This is a genomic window from Thermotoga sp. RQ2, assembly GCF_000019625.1.
Lineage (GTDB): Bacteria > Thermotogota > Thermotogae > Thermotogales > Thermotogaceae > Thermotoga > Thermotoga maritima.
Map to the genome: position 1 here is coordinate 1,849,136 of NC_010483.1, position 15,267 is coordinate 1,864,402.

A 15,267-nucleotide genomic window follows, 5' to 3' on the forward strand; every position below is an offset into this window, starting at 1 on the left:
TGTTATCTAATTTACCCTAAATTTTATTGTTCAATATTTATGATTATGCACAACTTGATTGTGTAAACTAATATTACTGGAACATTGCCAGAACATTACTTTGACACACCCTCTCTCGTCCTGTTCAGTTTTCCACTGGCAAAACCTTCCAGATCCAGCGTCACAAAAGAAAAACCGATCTTCTGAAGTGCCAATACAATATCTGTTCTTTTGCCCATGAGGAGTTCCATCTCGTCTCTTCCCACTTCGACAACAGCAGTTTTGTACGGGAAAAATCTCACCCTCACCTCTCTGAACCCCAGCTCTCTGAGAAAATTCTCCGCTTTTTCCACCATTCGAACGCGCTCTTCGTTCAATCCAAATCCGTAAGGAAACCTCGAACACAGACAGGCCATGGCGGGTTTGTCCCAGGTTGGAAGTCCCAGTTTTCTGGAGTACTCCCTTATTTCTTCCTTCGTCACTTCAAAATCTATGAAGGGATGCCAGATGCCGTCTTCCGTGGATGCTTTCACTCCCGGCCTGTAATCCTGAAGGTCCGAAAAATTCAACCCATCAGCTATCACATCGAAACCATTCTCCCTTGCCCAGTTCTTTACGATGTTGTCTCTCAGCTTTCTGCACAGGTAACACCTGTCTGGAGGATTCTCTATGAGGTGTCTGCTCTTGAGCTCGTTCAGTTCGATGAATTCGTGTCTTATTCCAATGAGATTTGCCAGATTCTTCGCTTCTTCTATTTCTTTTCTTGGAATCACCGGGGAGTCTATCGTGAGTGCCACGGCGTTTTTTCCCAGCGCTTCATATGCCAGTTTCGCTAAAAGGGTGCTGTCGACCCCACCGGAGAACATGACGACGAGTTTTTTCTTGCTTTTAATAGCTTCGCTTATTCTCTGAAGCTTGTCCATCTTTCCTTATCCTCCTTAGAATTCTCACGGCGGCCGCTGCGGCTCCAACGGTGTTCCCTATGTTCACCACAACAAGACCCGGAACACACGTTTGAAGCATCGTGGAAAGCGCTCCCAGTCCCTCTCCACCGAATCCATAACCAACGGGTGTGGGAACGGCTATCACCGGAAGATCTGTGAGAGAAGCTATGAGAGAAGGAAGAATTCCTTCCATTCCGGCAAAGACTATGAGAAGGTCAGAATCTTTTGTTTTGCTGAGCGCATAGAAAGATCTGTGTATCCCCGCAACTCCCGCGTCGTAAACCTTCTGAACGCTGACACCGAGTTCCTCGAGTATGAGAGAAGTCTCCTCGGCGAAGGGAACATCGGAAGTTCCAGCAGTTATCACTCCGACTTTTCCGTTCAACTTTTCCAGAGTTGTATTTTCTCTCTTTAAAACCACGAGTCTTCCAGCTTCTTTTATCACGTAATCGGAAAATCTATCTTTCAACTCCCGCTTCTTCTCCTCGTCCAGACCGGAGACAAAGGCGATTCCCTTTCTCTCTAAAAACTTCTCCACAGCGGCTATCGTCTGTTCCTTAGTTTTCCCCAGTGCAAAGACGATTTCGGGAAATCCCTGCCTTTTGTCTCTTTCCATGTCGAGCATCAACTCGTTTGTTCTTTCAAAAAATTTGCTCAAAATCTTCTCTTCCGCTTCTTGAATGGTTATCTCACCACTTGCGAGAGATCTCAATACATCCTCAAACATCGTCCCGAACCTCCGAAACACTCTTGCAGACCGCTCTGTATACTTCTTTGAGAGGAATTCCTTTTTCCTGCGCAATCTTCTTACAAGCCTCGTACTCTGGTGAGATGTTCACGATCTCCGAATCGAAACTCGCTATCTTGACTGGAATCTCCCCGTATTCGGTCTTCACCGTTTTCACTGTGCGGGTCGCTTCTACCTTTTCGGGATAGAAAACCCTCGCACCTATGCTGGTGCTTTCTTTGAAGAGGAGTTTCAGGATCTCATCTTTTTTCGACTCGTGACAGAGAACAGAAACCTTGACAGCCGGACGGTTCTTCTTCATGTATATGGGTGTGAAGAAGACATCCTTTGCCCCCGCTTCAAACAGTCTCTCCATGAGATGACCGAACAGCTGTGGACTCATATCGTCCACGTTCGTTTCTATGAGAACATCTCCGGTTCTTTCGGAGGGTTCGATGTAACCGAGATACCCCCTCAGAACGTTCGGTATTTCAAGATCCATCGTCCCTGCCCCGTATCCCACTTTTTCTACTCTCAAGATCGGTGTCCTGAACTCGTCAACCAGGCTCTTCAAGATCACAGCTCCCGTCGGCGTGACCAGTTCTGTGCGCACTTTCTGATCCACATAGATCGGAATGCCTTTCAGCAGCTCAGCGGTGGCTGGAGCGGGAACCGGGTATCTGCCGTGTTCTGTCATCACAAAACCGCTTCCCGTGTTGACGGTGCCACAGAAAACCTTCTCCACTCCGAGAAGCTCCAGTCCGGCTACAGCTCCCGCGATCTCTATCACAGCGTCCATGGCCCCAACTTCGTGGAAATGAACCTTTTCTTTTGAGAGGCCGTGGATCTTGCTTTCCGCTTCTGCGAGAGTTTCAAACATTCTTATCGCTTTTTCCTTCAGCGGATCTTCGAGTCTGCTGAGTACTTCAACGATCTCGGAGAGATGTCTTCCGTGGTGATGGTGGTGATCATGATCCGACACAATGTGATCCTCGTGGTGCTCTTTTCCAGGGAAAACAACGTCAACTTTTGTGGCGGTTACTCCCTTTTTGTTCTCTTTTTTCACCACAAATTCAAATTCGACATTGAGCTTCTCAAGACGGGATTTTATCTTTTCTGGATCCACTCCAAGATCGACCAGAAGGCCAAGGAACATGTCCCCAGATATCCCTGAGAAGGGGTCGAGATATAGTATCCTCATTGTATCTGCACCTCCGTGTCTTTTTTAAGTAAGTATACACTAATTCCTGATGCGAACTAAGTAACGGTTGATTTAATTTGGGAATATTCGAAGCATCCTTGCCGCAAAATAATAATGTAGACCCCAATAAGGAGGGCATGTACAATGCGCTGGGAAGAGGTTGAACCGGTTGTTCGAGAACTTTTGGATTTTCAGATCAGTTCCCCTGAAGAATTCAGAAGTTTCATAAACAGGGTGACGGACTTTTTCGATCAGATTGAGGAGGAACACGCTTGGCTTTACATCAAAATGACTGTGAACGCAGACAAAGAAGAGTACGCAAAAGCTTACGAGGAGTTCCAAAAAGAGATCGTAGCAAAACTCAAGCCTTACGAACAGAGGATAAAAGAGAAAATCGTAGAAAACGAACACTTTGCTCCGCGTGGTTACGAACACATGATAAAGGTGATCAAAAACGATGTGGAACTGTTCAGAGAGGAAAACGTTCCTCTTCAGGTGAAAGAGAGCATCCTCTCCAGAAACTACGGCACGATCGTGGGAAACATTGAAGTCGACTTCAAAGGAGAGAAAAAGACGCTCCAGCAGCTTTCTGTGTACTTGAGAGATCCCGACAGATCTACGAGGGAACTCGCCTGGAGGAAAAGGTACGAAGGAATCTGGGAAGTCAGGGACAAGCTCAACAAACTCTTCGACGAACTCAAAGAAATCAGGCACCAGCAGGCCCTGAACGTGGGTTTTTCCAACTACAGAGATTACATGCACAGACTTAAGAGCAGGTTCGAATACACTCCGGAAGACCTGTACCGTTTCCACGAAGCGGTGGAAAAAGAAGTCGTTCCCTATCTGGTGGAAAGAACAAAGGTCAGGCAGAAAAAACTGGGAATTGAAAGCGTCAGACCCTGGGATACAGCGGTAGATGTGGATGGAAAGATCTTGAAACCTTTCTCCTCAGTGGAAGAATTCATGGAAAAAACCGAGAGAGCACTCAAAAGGTTGAACTCCACCTTCGCGGAAAGATTTCGTCTCATGAGGGAAAAGAATCTCCTCGACCTTGAAAACAGAAAAGGAAAAGCTCCTGGTGGATACAACCACACGCTTCCAAAGACGGGAGCTCCCTTCATCTTCATGAACGCGGTTGGACAGCCAGGGGATGTGAGAACGATCTTTCACGAACTGGGACATTCGATGCACTCGTTTGAAACGCTGAGCCTTCCAGTCTTTTACAGACCGCATAGAATGGAAGTTGCAGAGCTTGCTTCGATGTCCATGGAGCTCATCTCCATGGAATATTGGGACGAGTTCTACACCGACCCTGAAGATCTGAAAAAGGCAAAGATCGAAGAGCTCGAAGGTACACTCTACTTTTTGCCGTGGTGCATGACCGTGGACGCCTTCCAGCACTGGATTTACACCAACCCAGATCACACACCAAAGGAAAGAGACGAGTACTTTGCTTACCTGATGGATAGGTTCAACCCAGGAGTGAACTGGTCGAATCTGGATGAGGAAAAGAAAACAAGATGGCTCTTTCAACTTCACATCTTCGAGGTGCCGTTCTATTACATAGAGTATGGAATAGCCCAGATCGGTGCTCTTGCAATTTACAGGAACTATCTGGAAGACTCAGAAAGGGTTCTTAAAAATTACACCGAATTTCTGAGGGTCGGATGCTCTCTTCCAATCGATAAGGCCTATGAAACAGCAGGAATAAAGCTGGACTTTTCCAGAGACTACTTGAGGGAAATAGTGAATTTTGTTGCAGAAGAAATTGAAAAGCTGGAGATGGTATAATAACGTTTGGAAAAAAACAATAACCCAACGGGCGATGAGGCCCGCCCAAACTGCCCTGAAGAGGGCTGATGGCCTCTACTGGCTTGATCAGTAGAGGCCATTTTCTTTTGTGGGAGGGATTGAAAGTGATTCTTCCCAGCGTTCTTTTTGTGGACTCCGTGAGAACCATTCAAGTTTCCCAAGAAACCCTAAGAGACTTGAGACTTGATCGTGTGGTTCGAGAGATCGTTCAGGAACGGAATGATATTTTAGAGTATTACCTCTCACCTGTTCAGGATGAGAAAACCGTAAGGTACCGCCAGGAAGTGATGAAAGATTTGGAAAACAACGAAAAATTGCTGGAAGCCATCAGGAAGTTCGCAAAAGATATGGCATCGTTTCATCGACATATGAAAATGGTAGAGCAACTGGAGTACGAGTACAACAGAAAAGGATGGTTCCTGGAGACAGTCCTGATATATTGCGATGCGGTATCCGAACTGTCACGCGCTATGAACACTGCTAAACTCCAATCCTCTGGACTGAGAAAATTTCGAGAGTACCTGAAAAGCTACGTTCGTTCTTCTTCCTTCGTTTCTCTTAAAGAAGAGGCTCAAAATGTGAAACTGAAGCTCTCAAATGTAAACTACTGTATCATTATAAAACCCGGCATGTTCACGGTGAAACCCTACGAAGGAGAAAAAGAATACTCCCCGGAGATAGAGAAGGTGTTCTCAAGATTCAACCGCGAGAAATGCGCGGACGAGTTTCAATTCGATATTGAAGAGGGGCTGGGGATGAGCCATATTGAAGCAAGGATTCTGGAGTTCGTATCGAGATTGTATCCAGAGCCCTTTATAACACTTGACCTTTTTTGCGAAAGAAACGGGCGTTTTACTGATAAAGTTATTCTGAACTTTGAGAGGGAAATACAGTTTTATCTCTCGTACTTGGATTTCATGGAACCTCTGAGAAAAAAGGGATTACCTTTCTGCTATCCTGAGGTGTCTTCTGATAAAAGCGAATACGTGGAAGACGCTTTCGACATAGCACTAGCCAGTGGTTTGCTGGATACCAGGCAGCTTGTTTTCAATGATTTTTATCTTGAAAACCCAGAGAGGGTGATCGTCGTGACAGGACCGAACCAGGGTGGTAAAACAACCTTCGCAAGGATGATTGGTCAACTTCATTATCTTGCCGCCCTGGGACTTCCCATTCCCGCGAGACGAGCGCGTTTGTTTTTACCCGACGCTATCTTCACTCATTTCGAAAGAGAGGAAAGGGTGCAGGATCAAATGAGCAAACTAGAAAACGACATCCTCCGTGTAAAAGACATCCTCGAAAGCACTTCCTCCGAAAGTTTGATCATATTGAATGAGATTTTTTCTTCGGCTGCACTGAGTGATGCTCTGTTTTTGAGCAAAGAAATTATGAAAACTATTTTGGAACGTGATTGCTTGTGTGTATGGGTTACCTTCCTTGATGAACTATCCAGAATGAATGAGAAAATTGTGAGCATGGTCGCAACTGTCTCCCCTCAGGATCCAGCTGTGAGAACTTTCAAAATCATCAGAAAACCGGCTGATGGACGATCGTACGCTGTTTCGCTGGCGGAAAAGTATGGTCTCACATATTGGAAAATAAGGGAGCGTGTTGAACCATGAGAGTACTTTTGATGTACCCAGACAAGGATTTCAATTTGAAAAGAGAGTTGCCTTTCAATGCAGATGATTTGACAAGAGATCTCGGTTTAGATGTGATATTCGATCACATGGCAAAGGGAGATGGTTACCTGTATAGTGTTGTGAGAAATGTCATTCTGAATCCAGAAACCGATCTGGAGACGATAAAGTACCGCCAGGAAATTCTCAAAGATTGTATGAAAAACCAGAACGTCGTAAGGCGGTTGTTTCAGATACCGCTGGAGGTTCAAGAAAACAAGAAGAAAAATTGGTGGGGGGTTTTTGGATGGAAAACTCCTATCAATGTCCTGAACGGCTCCAGAAAAGCTTTAGAAGCCATGCTGGTAGCGCTCAGAGAGCTTAAAAAGTTGGCAGATGAACATCGTCACAATTTTCATTCTCGAGGCTTCACAAGGTTTTTCGAGATGATAAGGACGGAACTGGATGAAGCCTACTTACAAACTGTGGAGAAGCATCTCATTAATTTGAGATTTTCAAACGGTATGTTGTTCAAAGTAAAACTCGGAAAAGGTAACGAAGGAAAAGATTACACCCTCTGCCAGCCTGACTCTTCAAGAAGCATCCTGAAAAGACTACTCAGTGTGAGACGAATGTATTCTTATAAATTACATCCAAGAGATGAAAGTGGAGCACGAGCACTGGAGAAGTTGACCAATTTGGGACTTCGCAGGGTAGCAGCCACAGTTTACTACGCGGCAGAGCATGTAGAAAAATTTTTGAACAAAATTCGAGAAGAACTGGCTTTCTATGTTGGTTGTCTCAACTTGCTGGAAGATGTAGAAAAATCGAAGATAAGTTTTCCCGATCCCAAACCAATTGATGAGGACGATGTAACCGCCTTCAGAGGGCTTTACGATCTTAGTTTGCTTCTAATAAAGAGAAATAGAGTGATAAGTAACGATCTGAACACGCGTGGTAAAAGAGTTTTTTTCATCATGGGAGCGAATCGCGGTGGGAAGACCACTTTCCTGAGAAGTATAGGGCAAGCTCAGCTGATGATGCAAGCTGGTATGTTCGTTCCGGCGTCGTACTTTGAATCGAACGTTTGCAAAGGAATTTTTACGCACTTTAAAAGAGAGGAAGATCCAAGCTTGAAGAGAGGAAAATTTGAAGAAGAACTTGTCAGAATGAATGAGATAGTCCTTCATCTGCATAGAAGGTCTATGGTGCTATTCAACGAGTCCTTCTCATCTACGAATGAAATGGAGGGTTCCGAAGTGGCCTACCAGATTGTTCGAGCTCTACTGGACAGCCGTGTTAAAGTTTTTTACGTAACACACGTGTACGAACTGGCCCGCCGTTTTACAGGAGATGAAAGAGTGATGTTTCTACAAGCAGAAAGGAAACCTACCGGTGAAAGAACCTTCAAGATCAAAGAAGGCCTGCCTTCGCAGACAAGTCATGCGAAGGATATATACCTCAAAGTGTTCAGATCATCAACTTCAACTTCACCATCCTCTTGATGCACCACCACCTCCGGAGGATCCTCCTCCAAATCCCCCGGATCCACCTGATCCACCTCTGGGTCCACCGAACCCACCCGGAAACCTGGGTCCTCTGTACCAGTATCTTCCCCTTCCCATGATGGAAGAGAAGATGATGAACGCTATGACGATGATAACGATAGAAAGACCACTGATGTCCGTTCCTCTTTCGGGAAGATCGGAGGTTCCTGTGATCTCCACCCCGTACTCTCTGGCCACTTCCCTGGCAATCGCCAGATAACCGTAGTAGATACCCTTGTCGTACTCTCCCTCTTTGAAATAAGGAATCACGTATTCATCGAGGATTCTTCCTGCCTTTCCATCCGGTATGGCTCCTTCCAGACCATAACCCACCTCTATTCTCACTTTTCTGTCTTGCATAGCAACAAGAAGAAGTACTCCGTTGTTCTTCTCCTTCTGACCTATTCCCCATTCCCTGAAAAGCCGGTTCGCGTATTCTTCCACCGTGAGACCAGAAAGAGAAGGAACAACCACCACAACAACCTGAGCCGTCGTTTTTTTCTCCAGTTCTTTTCCAACGGCAACGATCTTTTCCACCGTCTCTGAATCTAGCACACCCACGTAGTCGTTCACATACTTGTACGGAGTGGGGTCTGGAAACTCAACGGAAAACGAGAGAACAAACAAAGCAATGAGGATCAAAAAAAGAATTTTTCTCATCAGAACTTCACCTCTGGCACCTGCTCTGCTCCGGCTTTTGCTTCGAAGTACTGTTTCTCTTCGAACCCAAACATCCTTGCAAAGATCACACCGGGGAACCTCTTTATAGCGGTGTTGTACCTTTTCACTGCTTCGTTGTAGTCTCTTCGAGCGACTGCAATCCTGTTTTCCGTTCCGGCGAGTTCATCCATGAGCTGGCGAAAGTTCGCGTCGGCCTTGAGATTGGGATAGTTCTCCGCTATGGCAAGAAGTCTTGAGAGGGCAGAAGAAAGTTCTGCATCAGCCTGAGCGCTCTCCTGTGGTGTTCTTGCACCTATCAGTTTCGCTCTTGCATTCGCTATCTCTTCGAGAATCTCTTTCTCGTGTGCAGCATATCCCTTCACCGTTTCCACGAGGTTGGGTATGAGATCTGCTCTTCTTTGAAGCTGGTTCTGTATCTGACTGTACTTTTCTTCCACCTCTTGCTCCAGCGAAACGAGGTAGTTGTAGTATCCTATCGTGGTACCGATGATGATGACCACTACGATCAGAACAATTATCAGAACGATGAGGCCCTTTTTCACAGAAATCCCTCCTTCCACTTTTAACATGTTATCATGGAATTTTATTTTTCGGTACAACACCCCTCTTTCTCAAATTCTCCACAACGAAGGGATAGGCTTCCAGATACTCCTTCTCTATCCTGCAAGGAACGGGAAGTTTCTTTTTGAGTTCACTCAGTCCTTCTTCGCCGAATAGATCGTACATTACGGCAACCCAGAAGCGCACCTTTCCATACAGGTTCTCCAGGGCTTTCAGCTGATAGTGGAAATACCACCCATCCGCGCCGGTTATTCGTTCAAAGTTTTCTTCGTCCCAGCCCTTCACATTCACTCTCACAAGAACATCAAAGTCAGTGAAAAGATCCACCAGTGATGGATCGTAGCCAAACAAAATGCCGTTTGTCTCCAGGATGAACGTTCCTTTCACGAGTTTCATCACTTCTTTTGTGTGTTCTGCCGATTTTCTTCCAAGAATCGGCTCTGCGCCGCTGATCCTGAAAAGATCGCATCTTCTTTTTCTTGAGATCTCCACGAGTTTTTCTGCCACCTCTTCCGGTGAGAAAAAGTCTCCTACCTTCTCTGACCTCATGTTCTTGAAGTAGTTCCAGCAGTAAGCACAGAGCAGATTACACCCAACAGAGTCTGCCGTTACGATCCCGCTGTAGTACAGAGAGTACCTGAACCTGTAGTATTTTCTCCTTCCGTCTTTCATAACAAGGTTTTCTATCTTCTTTGACCTTTCAACCGGATCGAATCCCATGATATTCCCTCCGGTTTATAATGTACACGATGATCACGGCCGGCGTGGATGGTACCCGAAGAGGATGGGTGTATGCACTGGTCGAAGAACGCAAAATCTTAAAGATAGGACTCATGGAACGTTTCTTGTTCCCGGGATTTCCTGTGCTTGTGGACATTCCCATCGGGCTTCCGGAGACCGGTGAAAGAGTGTGTGACAAACTTGCGCGGAAGATCCTTTCAAAGCGAGCAGGATGTGTGTTCACCGTGCCTGTCAGAGAAGCGGTTTATCAGAAAACCTATGAGGACGCTCTGATGATCAACAGGAAAAAGCAGGGAAAGGGATTTTCTGTTCAGTTCTGGAACATCGTGGAAAAAGTGAGGGAAGTGGATCTCTTCTTGAGAGAAAATCCTTCACTGGTCAGTGTGATCAGAGAATCTCATCCAGAGCTTTGCTTTTTGAGGCTTTCTGGAAGACTTCTTGCCTCAAAACACACAGAAGAAGGAATTAAGCAGAGAATAGATGTTCTGAGGAGATTCCTCACACTCGATGTGAAAGAACTGAAAAAGACTGAAGAAAGACTGAAAGTTGCCCTTCACGACCTTCTCGACGCTCTGGTACTTGCCCTCTCCGGACAGTTCTCACTGGAGACGATCCCCGAAAACCCACCGAACGATCGCTACGGTCTTCCGATGAGCATAAAAATCCCAAAGATCATCAATGGAAGATGGAACTTTCTGTCTACCGTGTCTCCCTCACGTTTTCCCAGCGTTTTGCTTCAGAGTCTGGTAGGATATTAAAGGATGAAAAAAATCACCATCAGAGCCTTTACCTCTCTTCAAAAGAGCCAAGGTTTCAGAAGGTGAAGCAGGAAAAACGCTAAGGGAGAAACTTCCAGGTATCTGCGAAAGATTATTCAACCTCATCGTGATGAAAATCCACAAAAGCGTGCCCGTGTGGAAGTAGCGGATTAGAGAGGTTGGAAAATAAAAACCCCTGAACGTATGAAATTCTCCTGATGAGGGGGGAAAGTATGAAAAAAGCAACAAGTTTGATAATGTTGATTCTCGCCGTTACGATCTTCGCCGTGCACCCCCTTGACGTTCTCACTCGAGAAAGAGGAACTCCTCTTTACGAGACGAAGATCTCAACCATAACCCAATTGGGAGAGGAAATATATGTTCTCAAGTCGTACGGTATGAAATGGCAGGAGATCCAGTGGTTTCACAGGGTGGGAATCATTCTTCCATCCAATTTGAGATACAGAGATCGAGCCTTCCTTCTGATAACAGGTGGAAGCAGAAAAGAAGAAAACGAAGGTTACTACAGGTCGTTTCTGGAGGACGTTCTTGAGTACCTGTGGGTGGCGAGGATGTTTGAGTCTCCCTTCGTGGTTGTGGGTGATGTTCCCAATCAGCCGATCTTTGGTCTCAGAGAAGATGCGTTGATTGCAGAGACGTTCAGAATGTACCTTGAAAAACCCGATCCATACCTTCCGCTCCTTGTTCCCATGACTTATGGTGTGATAAAAGCCATGGATGCAGTACAGGACTTTCTGGAAAAGAACGGATTTGAAATAAAGGGTTTTATGGTTTCTGGCGCTTCGAAGAGGGGATGGACCACGTATCTCACAGCGATATTCGATCCACGGATCTTTGCCATCGCTCCAATGGTGTACGACAATCTGAACATAGAGGCGCAACTTCTTCATCAAAAGGAGTACTACGGCACTTACAGTGAAAAGCTGAAGGATTATCGGGAAAGAGGACTCTTAGATCTGATAGAAAATGAACAGGGGAAGGAACTTCTCGAGATAGTCGATCCGTACGCTATGAGGTTGAGGCTTGATCTTCCCAAGGTTCTTGTGCTCGGTACAAATGACGAGTACTGGACAGTCGACTCGGCAAATCTCTACGTGGACGACTTGCCAGGTGAGACCTTCCTTTTCTACTCCCCAAACGACAGACACAGCCTGAAAAACATCAAAGAGATCGTAGAAACGGTCTCTTCGTTCTTCAAACTCTATCCGAATTTGCCCAAAGTTGAATTCCATTACGACAATGGAAAGATTTTCGTTGAGAAAGAACCGGAAATAGTGGATGCAGAACTGTGGTTTGCAAGATCGAAGAGCAGAGATTTCAGAGAGGCGGTGTGGTTCAGGAAAAGTGTTGAAGAAAATGGCGATTCATTGATCGGAGTACCTCCCGAGAAACCGGAAGGTTTTTATCAAGCCTATTTTTTGAGGGTTGTTCTTGATATTGGTGGTTTGAGAATGAAAGTTTGCAGCAAGATTGTGGTTGAATAGCGAGGTGAAAAGCTTGGGCAAATGCAAATACTGTGGAAAACCTGCTGGCTTTTTGAGAACCAAGCACAAAGCATGTGAAATGATTTACAAAGAAGGGTGGAAAAAGATGCTGGATCTTGCTGAGAAGTCTTTCACAACAGGAAACTTCCATTTTCTCAGAAATCAACTTCTTGAGATAGCCCAGAGTCATTTCAGAACAGAAAAAGATGTGGAAGATGTCCTCACGACGGTCTGGGAAAAAATGGTAGATCACTTTCTGGACGATGGCAACCTGGATGAAGTAGAGGAAGAAAAACTGGTTCGCTTCATAAAAGAAACGGGGCTTTCTGTGGACAGGCTGGCTGGGAAAGATTCGTACACGAAGTTCGTAAAGGGAAGACTTCTGAGAAGGGTGATGCACGGGGAGATAGAGTGTTTCAACGGAGATGTTCCAGTAATCCTTGGAAAGTCAGAGGTGCCTGTGTGGGTCTTCCAAAAAGTAGGAAACTACGAGATGAGGAAACGCAGAGAATACGTGGGAGGATATTCAGGTTTCAGTGTGAGGATCGCACGTGGAGTTTACTACAGAGTAGGAGGTTTCAAAGGAAATCCTGTTGAGAAAACAGAGTTAACCCACGTCGATGAAGGCGTTCTCGTCTTCACGAACAAAAATCTGTATTTCGTCGGACAAACAAGGAGCTACAAGATTCCTTACAAAAAGATCATCTCAATCATTCCGTACAAAGAAGGAATCATGGTGTATCAAGATGCAAAGACGAAAAAGCCTCAGTTTTTTGAACTGGACGATGTGTGGTTTTCCTACAACCTTTTGGTGAATCTGGTAACTCTGGAAAAGGATTAGTAAACCGTGTAGAAGATCAGTTCACCGGAATCGGTACAGAGAACGGCGAACTCTCTTTCTGAGATTTTGAAGATCTTCAGGGGGTATTTGCCTGTCTTCACTGTTTGTACCACTCTGTCGTTTTTTATCAGGTATATCTCCTCTGCCTCCACGGAGAGTGCCACCAGGTAGTTTCCTATCTCCTCGAGGTAAAGAACAGGGTGTGGCACGCTGATCTGTCTCACATTTCCGTCTCTGTCAACGACAGAAACAACGGGAGAAACCAGGCTGGCAACTGCCAGATCAGAACCATAGAAAGAAACACCATAGGCAAAATCTGGAAGGTTTCTTTTCCAGACAACGCTTCCATTGACCAGTTTCACAAGCCAGCCGTTTCTGTAATCAAGGACGTAATCACCGCTTGCTCCTTCTATGTAACGTAGAGGGCGGGTAAGTCCCAGATGAACAAAGTCCATGCTTCCACGGTGAAGGTAGATCACATCGGGTTCATCGTCATCTTTCCAGTAACAGAGGTAGGCAATCCCCTTTTTTGTAGGAACAAAGTAGGTGCTGGGAACTCCCGTGCGGTACCTTTCCACCACCCTGAAAGTCTTTCTGTCCACTCCCACAAGGATTCCCTGGGAAAAGAGAGAGATGTAGAAGATGCCGTTGTGGTAGAGAAAAGTGGTGGGATCTCCACCCAGAGTGATCTCTCGTCTTCTGTTTTCTGAGGAGATTTCTATGAATTTTCCTTCGAACATGTCGGTGACGTACCACTTTCCTTCAACGTACATTCCCCAGACTGGATAAGAAAAACCTGTGAATCTGGCTACGATACTTTTTGAGTTGGAATCTATGGATACGATCTCTCTTTTTAAAGAATCAACGAGGGTGATGACACCCTCGTTGATCGTTCCTCTCATGGGATTCATACTAAGAGCGATCCTCTTCGTTTCGAGGATTCCAGCACAGGCGATCGTGATCAGAGATACAAGTAGCGCTGCAACTCCCAGTTTGTAACGTAGGTGCTGTACTCTTTCCAATCCTTCTCGGCAGCCTCCACGAACTTTTCGAATATGTGTTCTCCCAACGCATCTATTATAACATCGTCCTTCTTGAGTTCCTCGATCGCTTCCTTCAACGTTCCAGGGAGAGAGTCTATGTTCAGTTCTTCCCTTCTTTCTGGTGTCATGTGGTAGATGTTTTCCTCGACGGGTTCTGGTGGTTCTATCTTGTTGACGATACCGTCGAGCCCGGCAGCGAGGATGGCGGCGAATGCCAGGTATATGTTACAGGACGGATCGGGAGATCTGTACTCTAGTCTTGTGGCTTTTCCCCTTGCCTTTGGTATCCTGATGAGAGCGCTTCTGTTTCCAACGGACCATGTGATGTAAACGGGTGCTTCGTACCCCGGAACGAGCCTCTTGTAACTGTTCACAGTTGGATTGGTAACGGCAGCGAGCGCTTTTGCGTGTTTCAAAATACCTCCAACGAAGTATCTGAGATCGTCGGAGAGTTCAAGGGGTTTGTTCGGATCGTAGAAGGCGTTCTGGTCGCCCTTGAAAAGACTCATGTGAACATGCATACCGGATCCGTTCACACCAAAGAAGGGCTTGGGCATGAAGGTTGCGTAGTAACCGTGGAAAATGGCCATAGTCTTGATTACGAGTTTCACGGTCTGGGCGTTGTCGGCGGTTTTCAGGAAGGTATCGTATCTGAAATCAACTTCGTGCTGGGAGGGGGCAACTTCATGGTGTGTGGCTTCAACGATTACTCCCATCTTTTCAAGGGCAATGGCAACGTCTCTTCTTATCTCTTCGGCTTTGCTCAGCGGAAGAAGATCGAAATAGCCTCCGTGATCGAGGAATTCAGGAATGGGTTCTCCCTTTTCGTTGGTGGGGAGGATGAAGAACTCCATCTCAGGACCTGCGTACGGTGTGTATCCGAGTTCTTTTGCTTTTTCCATCATCCTCTTGAGTCGATATCTTGGATCGCCTTCGAAAGGTTTGCCGTCTGGGGTATAGACATCACAGATGACTCTGGCGCTCTTTGCGCCATCGACCGTCCATGGAAGAACGGCGAAGGTATCGAGGACGGGTTTGAGGTACATATCGGATTCTTCGATTCTCACAAAGCCTTCGATGGAAGATCCGTCGAACATGATCCCTTCTTCCCAGGAATCGAGGAAAATTTCTGGGGTTATCTCCACGTTCTTTAAGATTCCGTTGATGTCGGTGAACTGGAGTCTGATGAAGCGGACGTTCTCCTTCTCGATGATCTTTTTGATTTCCTCGATCGTCATGGAAACACCTCCTCTTGAATGTGGATGATATCCATGGTATAATTATCATCCCTGACACGCAGGACCAAAG

The 15,267-nt window shown here is 45.9% G+C and carries 14 protein-coding genes and 1 riboswitch; of the genes, 6 read left to right on the top strand and 8 right to left on the bottom strand.

Annotation, left to right across the window (positions count from 1 at the left end; all coding sequences use genetic code 11):
• Window positions 1-95: 95 nt before the first annotated feature.
• Genes larE through larC form a run of 3 tightly spaced genes read right to left on the bottom strand, consistent with a single transcriptional unit; the run spans window position 96 to window position 2,851 of the window.
• Window positions 96-902: an ATP-dependent sacrificial sulfur transferase LarE gene (larE, locus tag TRQ2_RS09405; RefSeq protein ID WP_012311364.1), complete on the bottom strand. Its 807-nt coding sequence runs from the start codon at window positions 900-902 to the stop codon at window positions 96-98.
• Complete coding sequence (larB, locus tag TRQ2_RS09410; protein ID WP_012311365.1) at window positions 868-1,650, bottom strand: nickel pincer cofactor biosynthesis protein LarB; 783 nt, start codon at window positions 1,648-1,650, stop codon at window positions 868-870. Before larB ends, larE begins: the two co-directional genes overlap by 35 nt.
• The gene (gene larC / locus TRQ2_RS09415) at window positions 1,643-2,851 is read right to left on the bottom strand and encodes a nickel pincer cofactor biosynthesis protein LarC (protein ID WP_012311366.1); all 1,209 of its coding nucleotides are present in this window, start codon (window positions 2,849-2,851) and stop codon (window positions 1,643-1,645) included. Before larC ends, larB begins: the two co-directional genes overlap by 8 nt.
• Before the next feature lie 144 nt (window positions 2,852-2,995).
• Here larC and TRQ2_RS09420 point away from each other — a divergent pair, with 144 nt between their 5' ends.
• The 3 genes from TRQ2_RS09420 to TRQ2_RS09430 all read left to right on the top strand — a co-directional run bounded on the left by TRQ2_RS09420 (window position 2,996) and on the right by TRQ2_RS09430 (window position 7,787).
• Window positions 2,996-4,642: a M3 family oligoendopeptidase gene (locus TRQ2_RS09420; RefSeq protein ID WP_012311367.1), complete on the top strand. Its 1,647-nt coding sequence runs from the start codon at window positions 2,996-2,998 to the stop codon at window positions 4,640-4,642.
• A gap of 21 nt (window positions 4,643-4,663) precedes the next feature.
• A riboswitch (Fluoride riboswitch) is annotated at window positions 4,664-4,727 on the top strand.
• A gap of 40 nt (window positions 4,728-4,767) precedes the next feature.
• The gene (locus tag TRQ2_RS09425; protein WP_012311368.1) at window positions 4,768-6,285 is read left to right on the top strand and encodes a DNA mismatch repair protein MutS; all 1,518 of its coding nucleotides are present in this window, start codon (window positions 4,768-4,770) and stop codon (window positions 6,283-6,285) included.
• Window positions 6,282-7,787, top strand: coding sequence for a DNA mismatch repair protein MutS (locus TRQ2_RS09430; RefSeq protein ID WP_012311369.1), 1,506 nt, complete (start codon window positions 6,282-6,284; stop codon window positions 7,785-7,787). Before TRQ2_RS09425 ends, TRQ2_RS09430 begins: the two co-directional genes overlap by 4 nt.
• Here TRQ2_RS09430 and TRQ2_RS09435 read toward each other — a convergent pair.
• Genes TRQ2_RS09435 through TRQ2_RS09445 form a run of 3 tightly spaced genes read right to left on the bottom strand, consistent with a single transcriptional unit; the run spans window position 7,773 to window position 9,791 of the window.
• The gene (locus TRQ2_RS09435; RefSeq protein WP_012311370.1) at window positions 7,773-8,489 is read right to left on the bottom strand and encodes a YgcG family protein; all 717 of its coding nucleotides are present in this window, start codon (window positions 8,487-8,489) and stop codon (window positions 7,773-7,775) included. The genes TRQ2_RS09430 and TRQ2_RS09435 overlap by 15 nt on opposite strands.
• Window positions 8,489-9,052, bottom strand: coding sequence for a LemA family protein (locus tag TRQ2_RS09440; RefSeq protein ID WP_012311371.1), 564 nt, complete (start codon window positions 9,050-9,052; stop codon window positions 8,489-8,491). The genes TRQ2_RS09435 and TRQ2_RS09440 overlap by 1 nt, the downstream gene beginning before the upstream one ends.
• A 31-nt stretch (window positions 9,053-9,083) precedes the next feature.
• Complete coding sequence (locus tag TRQ2_RS09445) at window positions 9,084-9,791, bottom strand: radical SAM protein (RefSeq protein ID WP_012311372.1); 708 nt, start codon at window positions 9,789-9,791, stop codon at window positions 9,084-9,086.
• 68 nt (window positions 9,792-9,859) lie between these two features.
• Here TRQ2_RS09445 and TRQ2_RS09450 point away from each other — a divergent pair, with 68 nt between their 5' ends.
• From TRQ2_RS09450 to TRQ2_RS09460, 3 genes are all read left to right on the top strand, one after another.
• Entirely contained in the window at window positions 9,860-10,570 is a 711-nt protein-coding gene (locus TRQ2_RS09450) for a DUF429 domain-containing protein (protein WP_235231231.1), read from the top strand.
• 233 nt (window positions 10,571-10,803) lie between these two features.
• Complete coding sequence (locus TRQ2_RS09455; protein WP_012311374.1) at window positions 10,804-12,075, top strand: PhoPQ-activated pathogenicity-related family protein; 1,272 nt, start codon at window positions 10,804-10,806, stop codon at window positions 12,073-12,075.
• Between the two features lie 4 nt (window positions 12,076-12,079).
• On the top strand, window positions 12,080-12,916 hold the full coding sequence (locus TRQ2_RS09460; RefSeq protein ID WP_369700799.1) for a hypothetical protein: 837 nt from the start codon (window positions 12,080-12,082) through the stop codon (window positions 12,914-12,916).
• On the opposite strand, the gene TRQ2_RS09465 is transcribed toward TRQ2_RS09460, so the two are convergent.
• Window positions 12,913-13,938, bottom strand: a complete 1,026-nt coding sequence (locus TRQ2_RS09465; protein ID WP_012311376.1) for a hypothetical protein — start codon at window positions 13,936-13,938, stop codon at window positions 12,913-12,915. The two genes, TRQ2_RS09460 and TRQ2_RS09465, sit on opposite strands and share 4 nt — an antisense overlap.
• A complete protein-coding gene (glnA, locus tag TRQ2_RS09470; RefSeq protein WP_012311377.1) occupies window positions 13,878-15,197 on the bottom strand; it encodes a type I glutamate--ammonia ligase in 1,320 nt (439 codons plus the stop codon). The genes TRQ2_RS09465 and glnA overlap by 61 nt, the downstream gene beginning before the upstream one ends.
• Between the last annotated feature and the right edge of the window lie 70 nt (window positions 15,198-15,267).